Annotated in this window: 12 protein-coding genes and 1 tRNA gene; 5 read left to right on the top strand and 8 right to left on the bottom strand. The window is 38.9% G+C overall.

Translation table 11 applies throughout. The features are described from left to right. The first annotated feature begins 201 nt into the window (after positions 1-201). On the top strand, positions 202-3,306 hold the full coding sequence (locus R2S08_RS22245; RefSeq protein ID WP_316837203.1) for a SusC/RagA family TonB-linked outer membrane protein: 3,105 nt from the start codon (positions 202-204) through the stop codon (positions 3,304-3,306). Between the two features lie 11 nt (positions 3,307-3,317). Then, complete coding sequence (locus tag R2S08_RS22240) at positions 3,318-4,937, top strand: RagB/SusD family nutrient uptake outer membrane protein (protein WP_316837202.1); 1,620 nt, start codon at positions 3,318-3,320, stop codon at positions 4,935-4,937. Between the two features lie 64 nt (positions 4,938-5,001). Here R2S08_RS22240 and R2S08_RS22235 read toward each other — a convergent pair whose 3' ends face one another. The 8 genes from R2S08_RS22235 to R2S08_RS22200 all read right to left on the bottom strand — a co-directional run bounded on the left by R2S08_RS22235 (position 5,002) and on the right by R2S08_RS22200 (position 18,358). Then, a complete protein-coding gene (locus R2S08_RS22235; RefSeq protein WP_133784278.1) occupies positions 5,002-8,052 on the bottom strand; it encodes an efflux RND transporter permease subunit in 3,051 nt (1,016 codons plus the stop codon). 15 nt (positions 8,053-8,067) lie between these two features. Further along, positions 8,068-9,102 (bottom strand): efflux RND transporter periplasmic adaptor subunit, encoded by a 1,035-nt coding sequence (locus R2S08_RS22230; protein WP_166644141.1) that lies wholly within the window; start codon positions 9,100-9,102, stop codon positions 8,068-8,070. Between the two features lie 19 nt (positions 9,103-9,121). Next, complete coding sequence (locus R2S08_RS22225) at positions 9,122-10,471, bottom strand: TolC family protein (protein ID WP_316837201.1); 1,350 nt, start codon at positions 10,469-10,471, stop codon at positions 9,122-9,124. Between the two features lie 127 nt (positions 10,472-10,598). Further along, positions 10,599-11,213 (bottom strand): TetR/AcrR family transcriptional regulator, encoded by a 615-nt coding sequence (locus tag R2S08_RS22220; RefSeq protein WP_316837200.1) that lies wholly within the window; start codon positions 11,211-11,213, stop codon positions 10,599-10,601. A 117-nt stretch (positions 11,214-11,330) separates the two neighbouring features. Next, entirely contained in the window at positions 11,331-12,413 is a 1,083-nt protein-coding gene (locus tag R2S08_RS22215) for a phytase (protein ID WP_316837199.1), read from the bottom strand. A gap of 22 nt (positions 12,414-12,435) precedes the next feature. Beyond that, entirely contained in the window at positions 12,436-13,689 is a 1,254-nt protein-coding gene (locus tag R2S08_RS22210; RefSeq protein WP_316837198.1) for a right-handed parallel beta-helix repeat-containing protein, read from the bottom strand. Positions 13,690-13,718: 29 nt separating this feature from the next. Next, positions 13,719-16,481, bottom strand: coding sequence for a TonB-dependent receptor (locus R2S08_RS22205; RefSeq protein WP_316837197.1), 2,763 nt, complete (start codon positions 16,479-16,481; stop codon positions 13,719-13,721). Positions 16,482-16,714: 233 nt separating this feature from the next. Continuing rightward, positions 16,715-18,358 carry a tetratricopeptide repeat protein gene (locus tag R2S08_RS22200; RefSeq protein ID WP_316837196.1) on the bottom strand — a complete coding sequence of 548 codons (1,644 nt, stop codon included), beginning with the start codon at positions 18,356-18,358 and terminating at the stop codon, positions 16,715-16,717. A 452-nt stretch (positions 18,359-18,810) separates the two neighbouring features. Between R2S08_RS22200 and R2S08_RS22195 the strand changes: the two genes are divergently transcribed. The 3 genes from R2S08_RS22195 to R2S08_RS22185 all read left to right on the top strand — a co-directional run bounded on the left by R2S08_RS22195 (position 18,811) and on the right by R2S08_RS22185 (position 21,370). Further along, positions 18,811-18,884 (top strand) — tRNA-Pro (locus tag R2S08_RS22195). 614 nt (positions 18,885-19,498) lie between these two features. Further along, positions 19,499-20,089, top strand: a complete 591-nt coding sequence (locus tag R2S08_RS22190) for an RNA polymerase sigma-70 factor (protein ID WP_316837195.1) — start codon at positions 19,499-19,501, stop codon at positions 20,087-20,089. A 93-nt stretch (positions 20,090-20,182) separates the two neighbouring features. Continuing rightward, on the top strand, positions 20,183-21,370 hold the full coding sequence (locus tag R2S08_RS22185; protein WP_316837194.1) for a FecR family protein: 1,188 nt from the start codon (positions 20,183-20,185) through the stop codon (positions 21,368-21,370). The last annotated feature ends 54 nt before the right edge of the window (positions 21,371-21,424 follow it).

The raw sequence follows: 21,424 nt of genomic DNA, 5'->3' as shown, positions 1-21,424 counted from the left end.
AATTAAATTTTGAATTTATCCAGGATTAGTTTGAAACAGCAAGTATCTATAAATCAGATCTCTGGAAAATAAACCGGCACAGATAAAAAAAAATAAAATTTGTTGTAGGCAATTTCTTCCAAAAAGGGATTCATCCTTTTATACCGGCAGGATTTTAAGCAATTCCTCTGGTCACTAATCAACAAATATAAACTTACGAGTATGAAAAAAACATTACAATGTACTTTTTTGCTGCTCTGTGCTACCGCAAGTACCTTTGCAGGTACAGATACGGAGGCATCAGCGAAGACCTTCATGCACCAGTCTGCCAGAATCGCAGCAAATCCTGTTCAGGAATTTAAGCAAGATGCAGTTCATGGAACAGTAAAGGACAATACCGGAACCACCCTCATCGGTGTTACCGTAATTGTCAAAGGCACCAAAACCGGCACACAAACCGATGCAAACGGACAGTTTACCCTGGCAGCGAAACAAGGAGACGTGCTGGTGTTCAGTTATCTTGGCTACAAAAGCCAGGAACTAACAGTGGGCACTACTAAAACGTTTAATGTTACTTTAGAGAACGACAATAACGTATTGAATGAGGTGGTAGTAACTGCATTAGGTATTAAAAAAGCCACAAAATCCTTAACTTATAACGTCCAGACGTTAGGTAGCAATACCGTAAATGATGTCAAAGATCCGAGTTTTGTAAATAGTCTAACCGGTAAAGTTGCAGGTTTAACCTTAACGCATTCATCAGCACCAGGGGGATCAACGAAAGCGGTTCTCCGTGGAAGCAAATCTATTGCAGGAAATAACAATGCACTTTATGTAGTTGACGGTGTGCCCCTGCCAAGTTTATCCGGTTCTGCCCTATCTGATGGCTTCCAACTTTCTGATTCAGGTGATGGTATTGCAAACCTCAATCCGGACGACATTGAAGAGATCAGCGTATTGAGCGGAGCTTCCGCTGCTGCTTTATATGGTGGGCAAGCATCCAATGGAGTAATTTTAATTACCACAAAAAAAGGTAAGATCGGTCGACCATCCATTAACTTTAATTCCAGTGCAACATTTGATAAACCATTTATTTTGCCAAAAGTTCAAAATACTTATGGGGCAATGAACACAGGCGATTTTAGTGGTTGGGGAACAAAAGCCTCTACTCCGGGCAGCTACAATCCTAAAGATTTCTTTAATACAGGCAAAACATTTACAAATTCCATTTCCATTTCTGGTGGTACAGAAAAAAACCAAAGTTATTTCTCTGCCGCGGCAACTAACGCACAAGGGATTATACCAAATAACAAACTAGACAGGTACAATTTTGCCTATAGGAATACAACTTCTTTTTTTGATGATAAACTAAAATTGGACGCGAATGTGGAATACACTTCCCAGAACTTACAGAATATGCCGGGACAGGGTATATACTTTAATCCTCTGACCGCTGTATACCTGTTTCCGAGCGCCTCGGCCGATTTCAATCAATATAAAACTTACGAAACATTTGACCCAACAAGGAATATCAATGTACAAAACTGGCCATCTACTTACTTTGTAAATGATCTCGCATTACAAAATCCATACTGGACGGCAAACAGAGATGTCTTTGCAACACAAAGAAACAGGATTTTAGGATCAGTCACTGCCAAGTATAATTTCACAAGCTATCTGAATTTACAGGGCCGGATGAAAATAGATAGAACAACAGATTTTGGTACAGATAAAATCTATGCTACCACCATCCCTATCTTGGCAAAAAACAGCTTGAATGGTGCTTATACGGAACGAAATAACCTTAATAGCCAGACTTATGCAGATTTGTTGTTAAATTTCAATAAGACCTTTGATCAATTTAGTCTAAATGCCACAGCTGGTACGAGTATTTTAAACAACAAAATTAGAACAACCAGTATAGGCGGACCATTAGATACTTATAAAATACCTAATTTCTTCAGTTTATATAATATCAACCCGGCACAACTCTCCATTAATCCAGTGCCATACGGATATGTAGCTAACCCAGATTATAGAAATCAGAATAAAGCGGTATTTTTTACTGGAACTTTAGGTTATCGTAACTACTTGTTTTTAGATGTAACAGGCCGGAATGACTGGAATTCAACTTTGCCAAAACCATTTTTTTATCCATCTGTTGGTTTGAGCGCCGTAGTTAGTGAAATGGTCAAATTACCGGAAGCCATCTCATTTGCTAAATTAAGGGTGTCTTACGCCCAGGTGGGTAATGCCATTCCCGATCAATATGCCTATGCTGCTGCTGCTGCAACTTATCCAATCTCAAACAGCGGGATAAGTTTGAGTAAAGGTTCTTCATTAGGTGCAGACCTAAAACCAGAAAAAACAAAATCTTTTGAGGTTGGTATGGATTTGAAATTTATACAAAATAAGTTGAGCTTCATGGCAACTTATTATAGAACAAATACATTTAATCAATTTTTCAGGTTAAATCCAGCGAATTCTACCGGAGTCGCTTTTTATGATTTTAACGGTGGACAAGTTAGAAACCAGGGCGTAGAATCTTCATTAAGTTACAATGGAGATTTTGGCGATCTTAAGTGGACACCAACCATTAATTTTTCTTTTAACCGTAACAAAATCATCTCTGTATTAAATTACATCGATCCATCTACCGGATTACCGGCCCAGGTTGGAAACTTCCTTCTGGGAGGCAATTCTTATATCCGTCAAGGCGGTTCTTATGGAGATATCGGATTATATGATTATGAGCGTAATGCAAACGGGAGCCTGGCTCTGGACAATAAGGGTTTACCTGTATTCTCCAAAACCAACCTAATATTTGTTGGAAATGTTAATCCTAAATACCTGTTGAGTTTCGGGAATAACCTGCATTATAAAAACTTTAACCTGAGCTTCTTGCTGGATGGCCGTTTTGGAGGTAATGTAATGTCTAATACGGAAATGAAACTGGATAATTATGGCATGTCACAAAGAACAGCTCAAAGCCGTGACAACGGTGGCATGAAGTATAATAATAACGATATTACAAAAGATTATTATCAAACTATTTCAAGCCAATTATCACCGACGTATGTTTACAGTGCGACCAATATCCGACTGAGAGAATTAGCATTTGGTTACAGCATACCTGCAAAGGTCTTCAATAATAAAATTCAAAACATTCAATTATCAGTAATTGGAAGAAATCTATGGATGATTTATAATAAAGCTCCATTTGATCCTGAAGTAATAACCTTAACCGGAAATGGGTTCCAGGGCTTTGAAAACTTTTCATCGCCCAGCCTCCGCAGTATAGGTTTTAGCTTAAAAGTTACTTTATAATATTAAGAGATATGAAATATTTAAATAAACTCACGAAGCGTAGTGCAATTTTTGCAGTGATGCTTGTAGCGTTATTTAGCGCTTGTAGAAAAGATTATGATCTGTACAATACGAATCCAAATGCATTATCTGATGCTGATTTATTAAAAGACAATACGGGTGCCGGCACGTTTATACCGACTATGCAGGTTAACGTTTTTTATAATCTTCTGGACCAGAATTATATTTATCAGATCCAACAGAATTTAAATGCAGATGCATTTTCCGGATATTTTTGCCCGGTTGGTTTCGATGGCCAATTTAATGCAAATTACAATTTAAATGTAGGTTGGAACCTTTGGCCTTTTAAAGTAGGATATAGTGGGATTATGGGGAACTGGAAAAAACTGAAGCAGTTTGCTGCTCCACAAGTAGGCGCGGTTGGAGATATTCTAAAGGTAGAAGGTATGCACAGGGTTACCGATATTTATGGCCCAATCCCTTATAGCAAATTCGGTACAAATGCGTTAACCACACCATACGATGATCAGAAAACCGTGTATAACTCATTTTTTCAGGATTTAGATAACGCCATTAAATTATTAAGTGACTATGTCGTGAAAGTACCAAATGATAAGGCTTTGAGCAAATTCGATTTGGTATATAATGGCGATTATAAACAATGGATCAAGTTTGCAAACTCTTTAAAATTAAGATTAGCTATTCGCATCGCTTACATAGACCCTTCTCTCGCTAAAACAAAGGCAGAAGAGGCTGCAGCATTGAGAATTGATGGTAAAGAAGCGTTCTTGACTACGCAGGCAGACAATGCCTTAGTTATTGGTGGCAAAGGTATTACAACATCCAATGGATTATATATTGCTGATGTTTCTTACAAAAATTCCCGTATGAATGCCTCAATAGAGTCTATACTAAAGGGATATAATGATGACCGTTTAACAAAATATTTTCAGTCTCCAGCAGATATAGCTGGTGATTATAAAGGCGTCAGAGCTGGCGCACCAACTAAAGGCTTGGGTTATGAAACGAAATTATCATCAGTTAATTTAGCTGAATCCAGCCCTGTACAATACATGTGTGCTGCTGAAGTTTCATTTCTACGTGCAGAAGGTGCCCTCAGAGGTTGGAATATGGGAGGTACAGCACAATCATTCTATGAGCAAGGCATTCGTTTATCATTTGCACAATATGGCGCTAATGGTGTTGACGCTTATATTTCAAATAATACTGGCACGCAAGCGACTTACTCTGATCCATTAAACAAAACAGCCAATAATGTGACCGCTGGTTCTCCATTATTAAGTAAAACAACCGTTAAATGGGATGAAGCGGCTTCTAAGCAAATAAAACTCGAGAAAATCATTACTCAAAAATGGATTGCAATCTTTCCAGATGGCCAGGAAGCATGGTCAGAATTCAGACGCACAGGTTATCCTAAAATATTCCCTGTAGTTAACAACGCAAGCGGTGGTCTTATTGACACTGATATCCAAATCAGAAGATTACCATTTTCTGATGATGAATACAAAAAGAATACAGCAGAGGTACAAAAAGCAGTTTCCTTACTTGGCGGAGGTGCCGATAACGGCGGTACCAGACTTTGGTGGGATATCGCAAACAAAAATTTATAAGGAGTCCAAAACCCTGTAATTAATTAAGAAGCCCGCTGATGTATATATCAACGGGCTTTCTTATCTATTCAGATACAACTGCTGGTGGCAACAACTTATACATCACCGGTGTAACCAAGCGAGACAGCAAGGTAGAACTGATCAAACCACCAATTAACACCAGTGCAAGTGGCGAATACAATTCACTATATTCAATCACTAAAGGCAATAACCCACCAATTGCAGTTAAAGAGGTCAGTAAAATAGGGACAAACCTGATCTCCCCTGCTTCTACAATCGCATCTTCTATACTTCGTCCCTGTGCCCTGAGTTGATTGGTAAAATCTACAACAAGCAAAGAATTTTTGACCTCAATACCTACCAGGGCTATAAAGCCTATTGTGGCTGTAAACGACAGCGTTTCTCCGGCAAAATAAAGCATAATCAAGCCGCCAACAATCCCCAGTGGGATTACCGAGAGCACAATCAGAATGCTTTTAAACGTTTTAAACTCCAGAATCAGTACACCTAAAAATCCAAATACCGTAACAATAAGAATGATACCCAGGTTTCCAAAACTCTCTTCTTTACTTTCCTTCTCGCCCGCAACTTTAAAAGAAAAACCCTTAGGAAATTTAAACTGGTTTAACTGCGCTGTAATCTGCTGATCCAGTTGCTGTACATTATAACCTGGCTTTACAAATGCAGAGATGGTTACATATCTGTCTTTATCGTAGTGTCTGATCTGATTAGGTGAACTTTCAAATCCAACAGACGCTACATTTTTAAAAGGTATGTTCAGACCCGAAGCAGATGGGACATACAAACGGTCAAATATACTAACATCCTGAATGTCCGAATTTCTCGGAATAGAAACATTCACATTATAGTTATCTGCCTTCCCTATATCCTCCCGGTAAGTGGCTACATTTAAACCTGCAGCCCCCAGCCTCACTGTTTTGTCTATATCTGCAGAAGCAACACCAAGTATTCCCGCCTTCTCCTTATTAATAGTTACTTTAAGATCAGTTGGTTTCACCAATAAAGGATTGTTCACATAGATGGTGCCATCAACCTTGCTGATCAGGGCAGCCACATCAAAAGCTGTTTTGCGCAAAGCAGCCAAATCATCTGAATAGATGCGGTAAGCCAAAGGTGCTTCTACAGGCGGCCCTTGTTCAAAGTCCTTAACCTTGATTGTAGCCCCTGGATAATCTTTGAGCTGTTGCCTTAGTTTCTCTATCACCGCAACCTTTTCCCTGGTCTGCAAACCTTCTACCTGAATAAAGATTTCCGCATAGTTCTCACTCTCGTTGTGCTGTCCAACATTATAATAAATCCTTGGATTTCCCTTTCCAACGTTGCTGGCAAAAGAACTGATTTCAGGTACTTTCTTTAATACAGATTCCACATAACGGGTTACTTTATTGGTCGTCGCCAGGTTTGTACCCTCAGGGGTTTCGATCTCTACCAGAAACATTGGTTTTTCCGATTTAGGAAATAAACTACTTCCAATTACAGGCACTAAAGCCAGTGAAGCTATAAATATTCCTCCGATAATCGTTAATGTAATGGCCGGATGTTTTAACGCCTTATTTAATACTGTTCCATAGGTAGTATGAATTCCCTTTTTCATTGCCCTCAGCAGAAAATTTCCTTCCTCACTTTCATGCGGTTTAAGAATAATACTCGCCAGAAATGGCACCACAGTTAAAGAGACTATCATAGAAGCCAGGATAGTCGTAATAACAGAAAGTGGTAAACTTCTTATAAAATCACCCGCACCTTCCGGAAGGAACACAATGGGCAAGAAAGCAAAGATCAGCAATACAGTACATCCAACTACAGCAATACCAATCTGTGAAGTTGCTTTAACAGAAGCTTCCAGCTTACCATAGCCCATTCGCAAATAACGTTCAATATTCTCAACCACCACGATACTATCATCCACCAGGATACCCAGCGCAACGATCATCCCTACAATGCTGAGTTGGTTAATATTGTAGCCCAGTAAATTCATTAAAGTCAATCCTATAGCCAAAGAAAGCGGGATAGAGATCATCACAACCACAGAGGCCCGGGTGCCTAAAGGCAGCAAAGTAATCAATACCAGCAAAATAGCAATGGCAAAATCGCGGGTAAAATGGGAAAGACGTACGTCCACACTCTTGGCCTGATCAAACACCTTAACCAAATCTATATTGGCGGGCAATTCTTTTTTAAAAGCATCTATGACCGGGGCTACCTTATCCTGAACTGCGATAATATTTTCCTTATCCTTTAAGCTGGCGTTCACAAAACTACATCTGTAACCATTTAAACGTGTAATATGGGTTTCATCCGCATAACCCAAGGTCACATCGGCGATATCTTTGAGATAAACAACTTTCCCTTGTGCAGAATAAACCACTGTATTTTTTACTTCTTCCAGATTGGCAAAGTTTCCACTGGTTTTGATGTTCATTTTACTGTTCCCAATACTGATGCTGCCTCCGGGTATATTGACATTCTCGCTTTGTAAAGCCGCTACGACCTGATTCTGGGTTAATTTTTCCTGAGAGATTTTTTGCAGGTTCAATCTCACATTTACCTGCTGCTCAGGAACACCTGCGTAGGCAACCTTTTTTAAGGCCTTTATTTTTTCAAGTCTTTCTTTTAAGTCTTTCGCATATTTTTTCAGTGTAGTGTTAGAAGCATTTTCACTCACCAATGCATACTGGTATATACTGACATCAGAAGGCGTTTGCTTTTCTATCCGAATGTCTGCGATATCAGATGGAAGACTTCCCCTTAAACTGTTGATCTCTCTCACCACCTCCTGGTATTTATCATCAGTATTGGAGCTGTATTTGTAAATCACCTGCATTACAGCAAGTCCATCACTAATATTTGTGGTTACATGTTTAATATCGTCCAGTTCATGGATTTTCTTTTCCATCGGATCCACCACCAGTTGCTCCATATCTTTCGGGCTTGTTCCCGGATAAACCACTACTACAGTAAATTGCGGTGCATGTACTTCCGGATCCTCACTTCTGGGCATGGTGAATAGAGAATACAGCCCAAGTGCAAATACGGCAATAAAGACAATGAGTGTAAACTGATAATTTTTTACTGCGAATTCAGGTAATTTCATCTTGTTTGTCTTTATTTATTTAATGATTTTAACCAAAGAGCCTTCTGTCAGATAAGCCGAGCCTTCCCTGATCACCTGATCTCCAGAAGTTAAGCCGGAGGAAATAAAGGCTTTATTCCCTTTTAAATAGGCGAGTTTAACAGCTTTCCTCTGTGCCTTTTGATTTACAGCTGTAAAGACATAAGCACTATCGTTCTTCCCTTCTATCAGCGCATCTACCGGAACAGAGAGCAAATCCGTTTTGCCAGCAGGATAGATCTTCACTTTGGCAAACAGACCAGAAACCAGCTGAACATGCCCAGGCTCCAGCCGAACTTCTACCTGATATAAACCAGAGCCGCTATCACTTCCCTGAGCGAGGGTTTTGACCTTTCCGAGAAAAGTCTGGCTGTAGGCATCAAAATGAATTTCCGCTTTCTCATTTCCACTGATCCTTGCCCGGTCTTTATCCGTAATCCCACATTTAATTATCCAGTCCTTACCTGCAACACCACTCACAAATAATACAGGCACGCCACCTGCAACCTGTTCTCCTTCATTGGCCAGTTTTTTCAGTACTACCCCATCTGTATTAGAGGCAATACTGGATTGATTGTTGTTAAATCGGGCAATATCCAATTGCTTTTTAGCAATAGCTAAACTGGTCTGTGTGTTCTCCAGCTGTTCCCGGGTACTCACACTATCTTTAAAAAGATTGGCAATTCGCTGGGCATCTCTTTTTGCTTTCTGGTAAGTTTCTTCTGCCTGGTTCATCTGCGCACTGACTTCAGTCATATTCAATAAGGCCAGTACCTGTCCTTTGCGAACATGATCTCCTTCTTTTACCAGGATACGGTTAATGATACCGCCTGTTTTAAAAGAAAGATTACTTTGTTGTTCCGAAGATAACAGGCCCGAAGTCTCCAAAGGCTCTCTTTCCTGCAGTTCATCTGCAGAAATAACCTTTACAGGAACTGCGTTATCTATTTTCTCAACTGGCTTTGGGTGTTTACAGCTGGTGAATATGACGGTGCTGAGCATCAGCACAGCGAAATAGTTAATCTGTTTCATCTTTTTAATTCTTTGTGGGTTAAAGTATATAGCTTGCTTTTGCTCTTTCTAGTTCTGTTTGTCTGGTTTGCACATTGAGGTAAGCTATGCTTTCTTTAAGCTGGTCGTTGATCAACCTGGTTTGTGCATCCAGTAATTCCAGGTAAAGTGCCTGTCCTTCTTTGTACAGCCTTTGTTCATCTTTATAATATTGCAGTGAAAGCGCACTTTGGCTAACAGCTGCTTTGTAAGACTGAAGCGCGGCTGTTAAGCGGTTCTGTGCCGTTTCTGTTTCCAACAGCAATTGTTGTTCTGCCTGGTTAAGTTCTGTTTCGGCAGTTTTCAAGTCTAACCTGGCCTGCTGTATCTTATTCTGATTTCGGTTTCCAGAGAAAATCTGCCAGGATAAGGTTACTCCAAATAGATAATAGGGTGTTTCACGGTTCACTTTTATAAAATCTCCCTGGCTACCTAAATCCAGAAAGGTAGATAACTTTGGAAGCACATGTGCTTTGCTTAAGCCAAGGGACAGCTGGTTAATCTGAGCTGCTGATTCCAGCACCAGCAATTCTTCTCTTTTATGACCTTCAAGACTATCCTTCTGCATGGATACAGGCCGTTCGGCTTCTATTTCAATGCTGGAATTTAGGGGCTTGTTCAAAAGAAAATTAAAATAGGCTGCCGCATTAAGGGTCTGCGCCCTGGCATCCTCCTGTTGTGCACGAAGGCCGGCAACTTCATTCTCCGCACGACTGACCACTGTTCTAATGGCTTTGCCATTTTTAACCATAGCCTGGTTGATCCTCAAATTCTCCATAGCCAAGGCCAAGCCGTTTTCCAGTACCTTTTGGGCTTGCAGAGATTGCAGATAACCGTAATAAGCCAGCTTCACTTGTTTAACCAGCTCTCTTTTGTAAACCTTTAGCTGTGCTTGCTGCAAACCGACCTGTTGCTTTCTGATCCTGGAGTTAAAGATGATCTCTGCATTATACAAAGGAAGTGTGGTATGAAGCTTCGCATCATAATAATTATTGGGGTTAAAGGTCTGGCTCACATTCTCCACCTGCGGAAATTTTCCAGAACTGGTCAAACTGTTTAAAGTACTGTAAACTGGGTTCAGTAAATCGCCGATAGGGATTTCTATTTTACGTCCACCTCCTGAGGTTAAATACGAGGTATTGAATTCTACGTCTGGCAGAAAAAGTCCTTTGGCTTCTTTAAGAGCATACAGGCTTTTTTGAAAAACAAAATCCTGTTTATGCAAGCCGAGGTTATTTTTTAAAGCTTCATCGATATAAGTTTGGAGGGGAGCCTGAGCAAAGACCTGCATAGGTACCCAATACATCAGAATAACCAGCAGGACTCTTTTTAATTGGAAAATTAACTTCATTTGAATCATTGTTTATAAAATGAACACTGTTTATTTAGAGCGATGAATTTTCTGTTTGTTACGATTAAATTCAAAAAAATTATCATCGGTTATTTAGTGAACACTGTTTATTAAAGTGTAAATTTTTTTAAGCTTTTATATTTTTCATAAAATAATCCAGGCTTTGAAGTAGTAAGTTCTCACTGAGGTCATCGCCGATATTTAAAGATTTAAATCTGTCCCGGATGCGTAAAGAAACCAGTCCGTGAACAAAGGACCATACACTCATTGAAATGATATGCGGATCACCAATTTTGATCAGCTGCTGCTCCAGACATTCAGAGACCGTTCTGACAAGGTATTGAAAAGCGTTATCACCGGCATCCCAATTGGCATGACACTCAATTTCAGCAAGAGGGGCTCTCATAATAAACATCAGATCGTAGTAATCTGGATTTTCGATTCCAAATTTCAAATAGGTCTTTCCCATCTCAACCAAACGATCGAAGGGATTTTGAATTTGGCTCAACATGGTAAACTGCTGTCCCAGAAGTTCAAAACCTTGTTCATGGATCACATAAAAGATTTCATCTTTCTCTTTGAAATACAGATATATGGTTGCAGGACTGTATTCAATATCATCGGCAATATTACGGATAGAAGTTTTTTCATACCCCTGCTCCAGAAACAGTTTAGTAGCCGATTCAATAATCAGTTTTCTTCTGTCCAGCTTATCCCGCTCTTTTCTGTCTTTAATTGCCATAATAAATAACACTGCAAATATAGTGAACACTGTTCAGTAAAACCAAATTATTCCAATAATTTCACAAAAAAGGTCCCTGATTGACACCAGGGACCTTTTAACAGAAAGACAACTAGTTTATTGACCAGCTATTTTCAACTGTTTACCCGCAATATCTTCCCATCTGTAATAATGAAATGTTTTATCGTCACTCATCACTACAAATAAGCCATGCTTAAATGTTGCATTCAAAGGAACTGAAACTACATCAGAACCATCACTATGAGAAGCTAGTACATTCGCTACCTTTAATAATTTGTGCTCAAATGGTGTTGTTTTTGTTCCTGCCCGGTCAAATATCTGAAACTTATTTGCCCCCTGATCTGATACCAGAATATATCCTGTAGTATCTGTTAATTTATAAATTGAAATCCCTTCGTGATCTTCTGTAAAACCAGTCGTTCCAAAAATAGACAATTCTTCATTTCCCTTTTCAGGATCAGCGTAATATTGCCTTATGCCCACCTGTTCATCAGAATAATAAATATAGCCGAGTTCATTATCGACCGCAATGGCCTCTATTTCTTTCTTACCACTGTATTTACCAAATTTACGAACCAATGTTGCCTTAACAACACCAGTCCCATCGTCTCCTAATAAATACTGCCAGATGTATCCCCCTGTAGTAGGTCCGGTTTTGCGGCCGGCAATGGCATACATTTTTCCATTTTTAGCTGTATATATAGAAATACCCATTACATCTCTAAACCCAGGTTCTGCTTCTCCCTCAAAGGCAGGAATCCCCCCATTATCTACAGGTGTCATATCTGGTAAGGCGAAAATGCGAAGCTTATGCGTAATACGTTCTGTTGTAATCGCAATATCGGTAGGTTTTCCATTTAGAATCAATCCATAGGCGATGTCTACATTGTTGGGGCGTTTGAGGTCTTTAACCACACGGACAATCTTTCCCTGAAGATCATATACATATAAAGCGCCATTTTCAGATTTGTCGGTACCCACGACCAGACTCTTTGACGGATCTGAAGGATTTAGCCAAATGGCCGGATCATCAGAATCAAACTGTACTGGTTCTGTAACTATAGCAGGCTTAATAATGGTCTTATCCTCAAGAGGAGAAACAGAAGTAGCTGGCTTTTGTGCGCATGCCAATTGGAGTTGTATCAGTAAAATGCCTGCGGCTATAATTGATTTATGCATGTATATTTTTTAATGTAGATAATTAATTAGTTCCGAATGCGCCGATATAGCTGGCAGGTTCCGGAGATTTATAAATTGAACCATTGATCTCCAATCCTGAAGAATAATTTCTTTTGAAATTTGTTTTTCCCCTGTTCAATGCTGCAGAACCTGGTTTCAAATGAAAATCCCATGCGATATTGAAAACCGGGTTGGTTACAGGATTGTCTAAAGGATAATTTACAAATTGAGGATCGTTATCGCCTGCTTTCTTACCAATCACGTCATTTGTACCAGCGATGATATCTTTTGAAGGTTGAAACTGATCTACAGTCACCTGGTCATTACCATAATAATAGTTATTACTAAAAACCGACCTGGAGTCTTCCAATTTCTTTGTATCCCGCTTAATTCCGAATCTGGTATTTGCAAACATATTATTATAGGCCTCAACTCTAACTGTTGCTTCTACCCAAATCGAACCACCTTTGGCTGTTGGTCTCCTCCAACCGGTATTCACCATTGTATTGTTATAGGCAATAATATAGGCCTGCGGTGTGCGATCACCTGCATTGGATAGCTTTAGGGCATTGGTGTTTGCGCTATAGATTAAGTTATAAGCGACATCTGCCACACATCCGGATTTTAAATTGATCGCCTCTCCCCCCGTCAAACCTGTGGTATAAAATATATTATTTGCAAAAATCACCTGTCCGCCATCAATATAAGTACAATCTTCCTGCATATTTCTTATTATACTATTGGTAACCACCAATTTGCCTTTGACATTAGAAAACCACAATGCCGGTAAATTTTCTCCTGCAATAGCTTTATAAAGCCCTTGTTTTACCGATGTGGAAGCATCAGATGTTGTAGAACCTCCATACTCGATGATAACATGGTCTAACAAAAGTTCTGAACAGGTTGGCGCAGCCAAAATACCGCCCCAAAGTTTTCCTAATTTTTTCGCTTCAGTCCTGAATACGGGATCAACTGTAAATCTTACCGGCGCTTCTGCAGTACCCTGAGCATAAAGATTACCTTTTACAATAAACTCTGGCTTGGCGAGTGTATCCATGAGTACAGTAACCCCTTCCTCAATGATCAATGATTTCCCCTCAGGCACAATAACATCCCCTTTTATGATCTGTGTACTTCCTTTTTGCCAAACACCTGAAATATCACCTGCAACCGTCCCGTTTCCTGTATCTGGATCTACATCACTATTTGCCTTTTTACAGCCCGAAAGACCTAAACTCATCAAGGCAAAATATATAAATAACTGTTTAAACTTCATTTTCGTTGTTTTTAAAATGTACTTATTCTTTAAAGTTTGTAGCGTAATCCCAGCAGATATGTCTGCTTATATTCGTCATCTCGAATGATGGTTCTGCCATCAACTTGTTTAGCAAATGCCGCATCCCCGGGATTAGTCCCTTTTATAAAAAGCCTCGATGGGGTATTCAGTAAATTTCCAGCCTTTATAAAAACACTAAGACCATTTTTAAAACCTTTCTCTACTGAAGCATCCATCTGGATAAAGCCTTCCTGCCATAGATCAGCATCTACAAACTGCGAAACTGTATTAATCCTTGGACCGGTATATGAAGCAGCAACCTGGGCATCCCACTTTTTCTTAGTGCTTTTATAAAGCAATGATAAATTTGCTACATGTGCAGACTGTCCGTACAAAGGCCTGGTTTGCTCAACAATAAGATTTTCAGGAGATCCGCTGGCATTAATAACCCTTGAACTCTTTGGTGTGGTGATGCTGGAATGCGTATAAGTATAGTTTGCTTTTATTCCAAGTTTACTGATAAACTTAATGTAGTCCAGTTCAATTCCATAGTTCTTTGCTACTCCAAAATTACCCGGGCTATAATAAATATCCTGTCCCCGGGTTTCATCTGGCTTAAAGATGTATTCTATAGGATCTTTAATCCGCTTGTAAAATGCCCCTACAAGGAATTGATCTGTGCCATTGGGGAAAAGTTCATACCGTAGATCAAAATTATCTGCCAATGCTCTTTTCAAATCAGGGTTTCCACGCTCTTGATATTCTTCATTGACCACTTTACCAGGAAGGATTTCATAAAAACCAGGACGGTTCAAAGAACGGAAATAGGACGCCCTCAGGTTTTCATGTTTAGATAGCCCATATTTCAGGTTCAGACTTGGTAAATAATCAGTATACACCTGTTCTCCTTTCGGAAATTTCTCTTCTGCCGGAAAAAGAAGTTCAAATCCCTGATTGGTATGTTCTACCCTTATACCACCAACAACCTGCAGATCATGACTTGTAAATTTAAACATACCATAACCGGCAGTTAATTTTTCCGATGCATTATTGGTTAAAGGATTACTTACCCCACCTGCAGGATTTTGAATCGAAAAAGCAATATCAGTATAATTAATAAAATCTTTACCGTACAATGCCGCTGAATTCGCTGGCGTCAGGGTGTAATTATTATAATAGCTTGCCCTTTGTTTATCTCTGTATAAGCCACCTGCACTAAAATCTACGTTTGTTCCTGCAATATCTGCGGTATAAGTTAAATCCAGATAACCAGCTTTGTCCTCATCTGTATTGCGTTCCCATCTGCTGCTGCTTCCATTAGTTTTTACCACAGTCCTCTGGTCTGTGAAATCAATCTTTTTCCCGCTTAATGATATAGATGTATTATCGGGAACATCGTTTTTTGCCGACGAATAGACTGCCGACCATTGAATTTTTAAGCGATCCCCAATCAGTTTGTGGTCACCATGAAGAGTGGAATTGTAGATCTGTTGTTCCGTCAGCCTGGAACGGGTCGTGTAACTCAGCTCCGCCTTTCCGATAGATGGATCATAATCTGTGGAGAAATCAGTAGATTTTACATCTCTCACCTGCTGGTTAACCAGATTCACGTAAGTATTGTATAAACTGATCTTATTTTGCGGATTAAAGATGTAATCAATCTTCCCATGCAAGCCATAGCGCTTCTGCTGCTCAGAATACTGCCTTTCACTCAGACCAATAATTTTACCGTACTTATTTGATGCATCAACGACTGCGGAATTGTAAAAAGTACTGTTTGACCCTCTATAGGTATTCTGATAACTGCCAGCAACTATAACTCCAAGTTTATTGTCCAGGAATCGTTGCCCAATGGAAAGCCCACCTATAAGATTTGGTGCAGGGCTGGCCGATTTGTAATCCCGTACTCCTTTTGGAAAATCATTCTGGGTTGCCTGGTAATTTTTTCCGTAAAGATCATATGGTGATTTATGATTGATACTGGAAGCATCAAAACTCATAAAGTTACGGTCAAAGAACATCTGATTATAACCTGTTGCTATATTTGCATTAATTTGTAAACGCTGAGGGGCATCTTTCATCACCATATTCACTACTCCACCTACTGCATCACCTTCCATGTTAGGTGTCAAAGTTTTATAAACCTCTAAGCGCTCCAGAAGTTCCGATGGAAAAATATCCAGTGGTACATAACGATATTTATTGTCTGGACTTGGAATTTTAACGCCATTAACTAAGGTATAGTTATATCGTTTATCCATCCCTCTCAAAATAGCATACTGACCATCTCCATTGCTGTTTCGTTCAATAGAAACACCAGAAACCCGCTGAATCACATTCGCCACAGTCAAATCAGGAGACACTTCCATTGCTCTTCCTGAAACCATATTGACCAGGGGCACCGATTGCTGTTCCAGCCTGCGTGCAGTTTTTTCAGCAGAGCCATCATGTTTGGCCTGGATAACCACCTCACTCAGATCTTTTCCATTCTGCTCTTCCAGGTAGATTTTAAGCTTGTCGTTGTCTTCTTTTTGAATCTCAAGCTGCATCAATACCGTTTTGTACCTTAGATAGGATACTCTTAAGACAAAATTTCCTGTTGGTGCATGCTTTAGCTCAAAAGAACCATCCAGACCGGTAGAAGTGACCAAGCCTGTTTTTTCCAGCTGTATTGTTGCTCCAATCAGGGTCTCTCCTGTTTTTGAATCGTATACCCGCCCTTTAATGGTTGTTGCATGGGCTGCGGTGATACCTAATAATAAAAAAAATAGTGTTCGTAAAAATCGCTTCATTTTTTAATTAATTGACTGCCGTTTATTTTTGACAGGACAAATTTGGGAACTCAGAACCGTGCTTTGTACAAAGCACCGTATACAAAAAAGATACATGCAAAAACTGACGTATACATCAAAGCAACAAGGCCACAAACAAAAACACAAAACCCTATAAAACAACATTTTACAACATTAAAAACCGCCATTATGCTTTCGTTACCCACGTATTAAGTCATTGTTAAGCGCTCAGCCTAAATCGTTTGGATAAACGTACTCAGGTTGTCTCCTGTTGGAATGTTTAATTTCTTTCGTAACCGGTACCTCGATATGCGTAAACTATCTTGAGAAATCCCAAGTAATAAAGCGATATCCTTGGAAGCCAGGTTCATTTTCAAAAGAGCCAATAGCCTCATATCATTAGAGGTCAGATCGTCACTGCATTTTTTAAGCTGGTCGTAAAAACTTTGATGTACCTGCTCAAATATATTTGCAAATTCCTTCCAATGCTGATCATTGTTAAAGCTCTGGGTAATCTGCTGAACAATTTGCTGTAATTGTTTTTTCTGATCCCGTTTGTCATCTTTCACCAGGGCGTGCAACTTTTCCCTTACCTCTTCAAGGAGTTGGTTGTTTTGGATCAGGTTGAGTGTATGCGAGGTCAATTCCTTTGTTTTTAGTTCTAGTTCTTGCTTCAAGCTTTCTTCTTCCAGCTGCTTATTCCGGAGTTCCATCTCCATTAACTCCCGTTGCGCGTTATATACATCACTATTCTTTCTGGCAATCAATTTCTCATCCCTGATCTTCAGCCTTTGCCTGCTAAAAATGGTCCAGACCAATATCAATAGCAGAACAAGCACCAAGCCGGTAGCTATAGCAATAATTCTGTTCGTTTTCCTGATATTCTCCAGCCGGACAATTTCACTGTTTTTCTTGTCGGTATCATACAATATCTGAAGAAAAGAGGTTTGTTGTGTTCCTTCCTTAGAGTAAACTTCCATTGTATATTTCCGGCTAAGCTCCAAATAATCATAAGCACTATCCAGCTGGTTCAGCAATCTGAAGGTTTTTGCAATATCCCGGTAAGCCGATCCGATCTGGTACAGGTTGTTTGTTTTTTGTGCAAGCACCAGAGCCTTCCGTGTTTGTTTCATCGCCTCGCCATATTTGCCGGTTTTTCTTAGTATGTCTCCCAAGTTATTGACCACCTCTATGCTTGCTACTTCATTGTGCTCTTCCTCATATAACTCCCTTGCAGTATTAAAACAGTGGTAGGCAGAATCATATTTAGCCAGATCTTCGTAAATACTGCCCAGATTCTCATAGATCTTGGCTGTTCCAAACTTATTCCCTGCACGCTTATATTCTGCAAGTGCGCGATTCTGATAAAATGAAGCACTGTCGTATTGCTGACGTTTCTCAAACAAGTGCCCTAAATTACCATAGGTTTCAGCAACACCGGCTCTGTCATTTGATTTTCCGTATAAACCTAAAGCCTGTTTATAATGCTTCCAGGCTTTGTCATTTTGTTTATTGTAATAATAAAGCAGGCCGGTGTAGTTTAACGTAGCAGCCAATAATATCGGATTCTTTTGTTCACTAAATACCTTTTCCGCCCGCTGATAAAAATCGAGAGACTGAGCATAGTGTCCCTCGTTAAAACAGATCTGTCCCATTTGTTGCATACAAATCCCAGCCGTCAGAACATCCTTACTGTTCTCTGCTGTTGCATAGAGCTTTCTCAACAATAAAAAAGCAGAATCCGGAAATTGCCTGCTCAGCTGTTCCGTTCTTTTCAGCAGTTCACGATTGTTGGTTTGAGCCTTGCCCTGTACAGCATACAATTGCCCTAAAGCAGCCAATATAAAAATAAGCAACCTTAAGTATCGGTTAACCATATAGTAAAAGATTTGATTTTCAATCGAATAATTAATACAAAAGAACTATTTACATGTTACCTTAAGATTAACCATGCTTAACCTCAGTATTAATTTAATGTTTACAAGGCTTTGAACAGCGAAAACAGGAGATTTCGCACTTTCAAACATACCCGATAAAAATTTTCTCCTTGAAATAGAATACATTAGCCTTTTTCCAGTCCAAAAAATGCATTACCTTATAAAAGTGTGCCTTTTTTATTTACCTTTGCACCACAGCAAACGGGAAAGTAGCTGTAAGAACAAGGAAATTAGTACTGGTTCTATTTTTTGAAAGACTAAGAAATTGAAAATCAACATCAGATTAAAGTTTCTGAAAATATTTTAAAAAATATTTTGAAATTAAAAACAAAAGTTCTACTTTTGCAATCCCAACAACGAAGTAACTCAGTTACTAAATTGTAAATCAAGTTCGGGGTGTAGCGTAGCCCGGTATCGCGCCACATTTGGGATGTGGAGGTCGTAGGTTCGAATCCTGCCACCCCGACGAAACAAAGACGTAAAGTCTATTAAAACCCTCTAAATTTAACAATTTAGAGGGTTTTTTCGTTTGTACCATATCAAAGAAAAACATAATATATCAAGGTTTTTGTGCCTTAATCTGCACCCTGTTTTTTTAGCTATTATTGTCCTGCTAGAAAATGTAAAAGTCAAGCTTGAGTTTTATTTTGCCGCCTGTTTTGGTGCTATATTTTGCTTCTGATTTTAACAGAAATAAGGAACGCATAAAAGGACATAAATAGGTTTAAAACAGTTTAAAGCATGAAAAGTACACACATCTTCGGTGTTTCTTTTTTCTTAAAAAAGGACGAAGATAAAAATGGAAAGGCTCCCAATATTCGCAAGAATTACCGTGGATGGTACGTTTTACAGATATTTCAACTAAGTAACAGGTAGATACCTTAAATATTAAAGATGGCATCTACTTTTTTTAATTTTAAAAAATGTTGCAAATAAATTAATAATAGCTACTTATTCGGTTAGAAAATTAAGCTCACGCATTTATAATGTGTAATCATTACTTTTTATAAGCATTATCGAATTTATTATATATTATTGCGTCCACAAAAGCGTAAATTTAAAGCATATGTGTAATTAAAGATGGCGATTAAACCCCTTCCAAATGAAATCGAATTATTGCTTAGCATAGCTGAAGGGAATCAACATGCTTTCACAGCCGTATTTGATTATTACTATGATTATGTTTTTTCATTTGGCAGAAAACTCACACGTTCAGAAGAATTGGCTAAAGAAGTTGCCCAAGATATTTTCATGAAGATTTGGTTTGGCAGAAGCAATTTAGTAAAAATTGAAAATTTTGGGGCGTTTGTAAATAGGTTGGTACGCAATCATTCCTTTGATTTACTTAGGAAATTAGCAATGCACGAAAGGGCAAGCCATAAAATAGAACTTTCTTCTAGCGAATCCGACACAAGTACCGAACAATCCCTTGATTATAACGAAACACTAAAGATTCTGGAAGAAGCTATTGAACTTTTACCAGATCAACAAAAAAAAGTTTATATACTTTGCCATCAGGAAGGGTTAAAGTATGAGGAAGCTGGAAAAAAATTAAATATTTCTTCTGCAACTGTTCATTATCATATGAAGCTGGCTCTTAATGTGATACGCAGCCATTTTAAGCGAAATGCGATAGTCTATCCGATGCTTATGATGTACTTTTTAAAATAAATTTCAAAAAGCACTACCCGATAAGCCGACCTGTGCGTCAATATCAGTAATCGAGGTTAATTAAATATTAAGATTTTAATAATTATTGATGCTATGGATGAAAACAATAACCGGCTACCTGAACTTTTCAAAAAATATATTTCTAAAACTATTACTGAAGAGGAGAAGATAGAATTTTTGGATTATGTACAAGATCCTTTTTATACCATTGTTATTAAGGAATTGATTTCAGATGCTTATGAAAACCAGACTGAACCAGTCAAAGTAAACAAGGAAATAAAGGAAAAAGTATTAAATTCAATTCTAAGTGAAGAACAATACATAAATCATCCTCCAAAATTGGTTAAACTTTGGCCACGTGTGGCTGCTGTTATAGCTGTCATAGTAACGGTTGGACTAGGTGTTTTAATTAATACCCATAGACCAGTTGAACAGAATTTACCTAATGCCAAATTAGCTAATGAAGTTACTCCCGAAAAAAATAACGCGACATTAACCCTTGCGAACGGAGAAGTAATAGCACTCGATAGTGCCAAATTGGGTAGTTTGGCATCACAGCATAGCATACATATCAAAAAAACAACTGCTGGGGATATTCATTATACAAAAGATCCATCCGGAAATAATGATCCGGCGGCGGCTGTTGAATACAATGAGGTAGCCACATACCGGGGTGGATGGTTTCGGGTAACTCTATCAGACGGGACCCGGGTGGTTTTGAATGCAGCTTCTTCATTATCTTACCCAACCCAGTTTAATGGCAGGCAAAGAATTGTGAAATTAAAGGGGGAGGCCTATTTTGAGGTGGCAAAAGACAAAAAACACCCTTTTATTGTAACAACCGACCGGCAGAAGGTAATAGTTTTGGGTACACATTTCAATATCAATAGCTATGGGGATGAGCCGACTGTTAATACGACTCTTCTGGAAGGTAGCGTAAAAGTAACGGATAATGTTACGAGTCATTCCGAACTATTAAAACCCGGACAGCAATCTGTATTAAAGAATCATCAAATTAGTGTTCGTAATGTGGATACAGAAGAAGCGGTGGCATGGAAAAATGGCTATTTCATGTTTAATAATGAAGGAATCACCTCAATTATGCGGAGAATATCAAGGTGGTATAATATTGAAATCATTTACAATGGACCAATACCAGACGACAAATTTAACGGTTCAGTTGATCGCTCTGGCGATATATCAGTAATCCTCCAGAATATGGAATTAACAAATAAAGTTCATTTTAAAATGGAAGGAAGGAGAGTAACAGTAAGTAAATAATGCATGACTTACAAATGAATTGCTAATGCAAAAAGCCAGGAGTGCTCTAACACT

This window comes from Pedobacter nutrimenti, from assembly GCF_032678445.1.
Lineage (GTDB): Bacteria > Bacteroidota > Bacteroidia > Sphingobacteriales > Sphingobacteriaceae > Pedobacter > Pedobacter nutrimenti_A.
Note: the sequence above shows the minus strand (reverse complement) of the source record. Positions and strands in the feature narration are given on the sequence as shown.